Raw genomic sequence first — 3,522 nt, forward strand, 5'->3', positions numbered from 1 at the left:
GTCAGCAGCCAGGCCGCGCCCTTCTCGCCGGGCACGCCGATGCGGGCGAAGGTGGCGTTGAACAGCGCGGAGGTGCTGGCAAAACGGATGTCGCAATGCAGCGACAGGATGAAGCCCCAGCCAAACGCCGCACCGTTCACCGCCGCGATGGTGGGTTTGCGGCAGGTGATCAGCGCGGGCCAACCGCCGCTGTAATAAGGCGCCAGCGCCGGGCCGATGTCGTCGCCCCATTGCGGTGCGGTCTCGGGAAACGGGTCTACAGCGCCGCTGCCGCCGCCACCGATGATGGCGAGATCGAGCCCGGCGCAGAAGCTGCGGCCGGCGCCGGTCACCACGATCACCTTGGCTTCCGGGTCAGCGCCCGCCTTGGCCACCGCCGCGAAGAAGTCGGTGAGCATGGCGGGCGTCAGCGCGTTCAATTTGTCTGGTCGATTGAGGGTGATGGTCGCCACCCCGTCGGCCAGATCATAGAGGATCGGGGCGTCGCTCATGCCCCCGCTCATCCAACCAGCCGTTGCAGCCGGCCGCGGATGATCTCCTCGGCTTCGCGCACCATGGTCTCGATCAGATCCTTGCAGCTGGGGATGTCGTGGATCAGGCCCACCACCTGGCCGCACGACCAGCCGCCGGCATCCATGTCGCCGTCCTTCATGATCTTCGGATAGACGCCGGCGACTTCGGCGATGATGTCTTCAAACTTCAGATCAGCGCCCTTGGTGCGTTCCTTTTCCAGCAGGCGTTCGACGGCGGCGTTGTTCAGCACCCGCTCGGTATTGCGCAGCGAGCGCATGATCAGGCGGGTATCAAGCTCGGTCGCGGCGACAAGCGCGTCCTTCACATTCTGGTGCACCGGGGCTTCCTTGGTAGCGATAAAGCGCGTGCCCATGTTGACGCCGTCGGCGCCCATGCACAGCGCTGCAGCCAGCTGCTTGCCGTTGGCGACGCCGCCGCTGGCCACGAAGGGAATCTTCAGTTCTTCAGCCGCGCGCGGCAGCAGCACCCAGTTGCCCACGTCATCTTCGCCGGGGTGGCCGCCGCATTCGAAACCGTCCACCGAAACCGCGTCGCAGCCGATGGCTTCGGCCTTCAGGCTGTGGCGCACGCTGGTGCATTTGTGGATGACCTCGATGCCGTGCTCTTTCAGCGCCGGCAGCCATTTCGCCGGGTTGTTGCCGGCGGTTTCCACCACCTTCACGCCGCCTTCGATGATCGATTTGATCAGGCCGGGATAATCCGGCGGCGTCACGCTGGGCAGGAAGGTGAGGTTCACGCCGAACGGCTTGTCGGTCATCGTGCGGCAGCGGGCGATTTCGGCGGCCAGCTTTTCGGATGTGCCCAGCGTCAGCCCGGTGATGATGCCCAGCCCGCCGGCGTTGGAGACGGCGGCGGCCATCTCGGCAAAGCCGACATAGTGCATGCCGCCCTGGATGACCGGATGTTCAATGCCGAACAATTCAGTGATGCGCGTCTTCATGGCGGTGTCCCCTGTTGCGAATATGGCGAAAAGCTAACCCGCCCCTCCGCTGGCGGCAATGCCTTGAATAGAGGGCCGCGATTGTGAGAGGGTTGGGGCGTGATCGAATTCGGCGTTCTGAGCATAACGTTGCTGGTGGGAACGGCGCAGGGCCTGGTGCTGGCGCTGATGCTGTGGCGCAGCAGCGCCAACCGGGCGGCCAATCGCTGGCTGGCGCTGCTGATCGTGGCGGTGGCGGCGTTGATCACGCCTTATATCATCGGGTTCGCCGGCTTTTACGATACCTGGCCGTGGCTCAGCTTCACGCCGTTCAGCTACACGCTGGCCTTTGGCCCACTGCTCTGGCTTTATGCCACCAGTCTGGCCGGCACGGCGCCGGCACGGGTATGGCCGCATTTCCTGCCCGTGGCCGTGCAGTTTGCCGCTGATGCGCTGGTGTTTCCGTTCCCGCTGCCCACCAAGGACTGGTGGGACACGGTCGCCCACGCGCCGATCATCGCGCCGGTTTTTCGCGTGGCGACGTTCATCAGCCTCGCTGTCTATGGCCGCATGGCGTGGCGCTGTTGGGCCGATTATCGCCGCTGGCTGGGCGAGAATGTGACGGACGCGGTGGATTTCGACCCCGAATGGATCCGCAATTTCCTGATCGCGCTGGGGCTGGTGGTGCTGGTGTGGCTGGGCTTCTTTATCGCCAATCTGCGCGACCCGGCCCGCAATTATTTCGATCAGTTCTGGTTGTATGTGATCTTCTCCGGGCTGGTGATCTATCTGGGCGTCGAAGGCTGGCGTCATGCCGGCATGCGTTACCCGGTGCCTTCCGAGCCGGTGGAAGTGCCTGCGCCAGCCGGCCGCGACTGGGCGGCGCTGGGGGCAAGGTTTGAAGCCGAAATCGAGGCGCAGCGGCTGTGGCAGGATCCGGACCTGACCGCCGCCAGCCTGGCCCGGGCGCTGGGCACCAACAGCAATTATCTCGCCCGGGCCTTCAACGAAGGGCTGGGCGCCAATTTCAACGCCGTGATCAACCGGCGGCGGGTGAAACAAGTGCAGGCCTGGCTGGCCGACCCGGCCGATACCCGCGCCATCCTGACCATGGCGATGGATGCCGGCTTCCGTTCCAAGGCCAGTTTCAACCGGGCCTTTGCGGAATTTGCCGGCATGACGCCGACGCAAGCCAGAATGTCCCAGACACGTCTCAAATCCTGAATTCTGAAGAAATTCAGCGTTTCGGGCGATGCCGCCCGCCGAATCGACCAAGCCATGAGCCATCATCAACCCGAAAGGCTCACCCGATGTTCCGCACTGCAATTCTCGCGGCTCTGCTCGCCTCCCCCCCGACCATCGCGGCCGATATGCCCAATCCGCTGCTGACACCGGCGCAGGCCAGCAGCGACGTCGCGCTGATGCGGCGGGCCATGGAGACGATCCATCCCGGCCTGTATCGCTATGTGCCCAAGCGCCAAGTTGATGCCGGCTTTGCCCGGTTGGAGGCGCTGGCTCGCCAGCCTACAACCACGCTCACCCTGCATCGCGAGATTGCACGGCTGGTGGCCAGCATCCACTGTGACCACAGCAAGCCCGAATTGCCCGACGCCATCGAGACGTGGCGCAAGACCAACGCCAGTCATCTGCCGCTGCGCTTCCGCCTGATCGAAGGGCGCATGATCGTGCTGTCCGGCGCGCTGCCCAAGGGGGCGGAGATCACCGCCATCAATGGTCGCCCGGTGCCGCAGATTTTGAACGCGGTGGCGCCGCTCGTCGCTTATGACGGCGATACCGATCAGGCGGTGACCGTGAAGATCGCCGACGACAGCGATCTGGGCGGCAGCGATCTGGAGGAATATTGGCCCGGCCTGTTCGGCGCGCCAACCCGTTGGGATCTCAGCTGGAAAATGCCGGGAGAAGCGGCCAGTCAGACCAGCCAGCTTGCCCCGATCAACTTTGATCAGTGGACGCAACTCGCTGCGCCTGACGGCAAATATCGCAATGAATTCTATAACAGTGTCACCTGGCGCATGGCTGGAAAGACAGCCCGTTTGAAGATCGATACC

4 protein-coding genes are annotated in these 3,522 nt (G+C 64.3%); 2 read left to right on the forward strand and 2 right to left on the reverse strand.

Translation table 11 applies throughout. The annotated features are described in order from the left end of the window. Both RMO81_RS07355 and RMO81_RS07360 read right to left on the reverse strand, forming a co-directional pair. The coding region (locus RMO81_RS07355) for an enoyl-CoA hydratase-related protein (RefSeq protein ID WP_310475160.1) at window positions 1-491 on the reverse strand (491 nt) is incomplete at its 3' end. 8 nt (window positions 492-499) lie between these two features. Further along, window positions 500-1,474, reverse strand: a complete 975-nt coding sequence (locus RMO81_RS07360; protein WP_310475161.1) for a nitronate monooxygenase family protein — start codon at window positions 1,472-1,474, stop codon at window positions 500-502. A gap of 99 nt (window positions 1,475-1,573) precedes the next feature. Here RMO81_RS07360 and RMO81_RS07365 point away from each other — a divergent pair, with 99 nt between their 5' ends. Both RMO81_RS07365 and RMO81_RS07370 read left to right on the forward strand, forming a co-directional pair. Then, window positions 1,574-2,677, forward strand: coding sequence for a helix-turn-helix transcriptional regulator (locus RMO81_RS07365; RefSeq protein ID WP_310475162.1), 1,104 nt, complete (start codon window positions 1,574-1,576; stop codon window positions 2,675-2,677). An 86-nt stretch (window positions 2,678-2,763) separates the two neighbouring features. Continuing rightward, a partial coding sequence (locus RMO81_RS07370) for a hypothetical protein (RefSeq protein WP_310475163.1) occupies window positions 2,764-3,522 on the forward strand: 759 nt, incomplete at its 3' end.

The organism is Sandarakinorhabdus sp. (genome assembly GCF_031422795.1).
In the GTDB taxonomy this organism is placed as follows: Bacteria; Pseudomonadota; Alphaproteobacteria; order Sphingomonadales; family Sphingomonadaceae; genus Sandarakinorhabdus.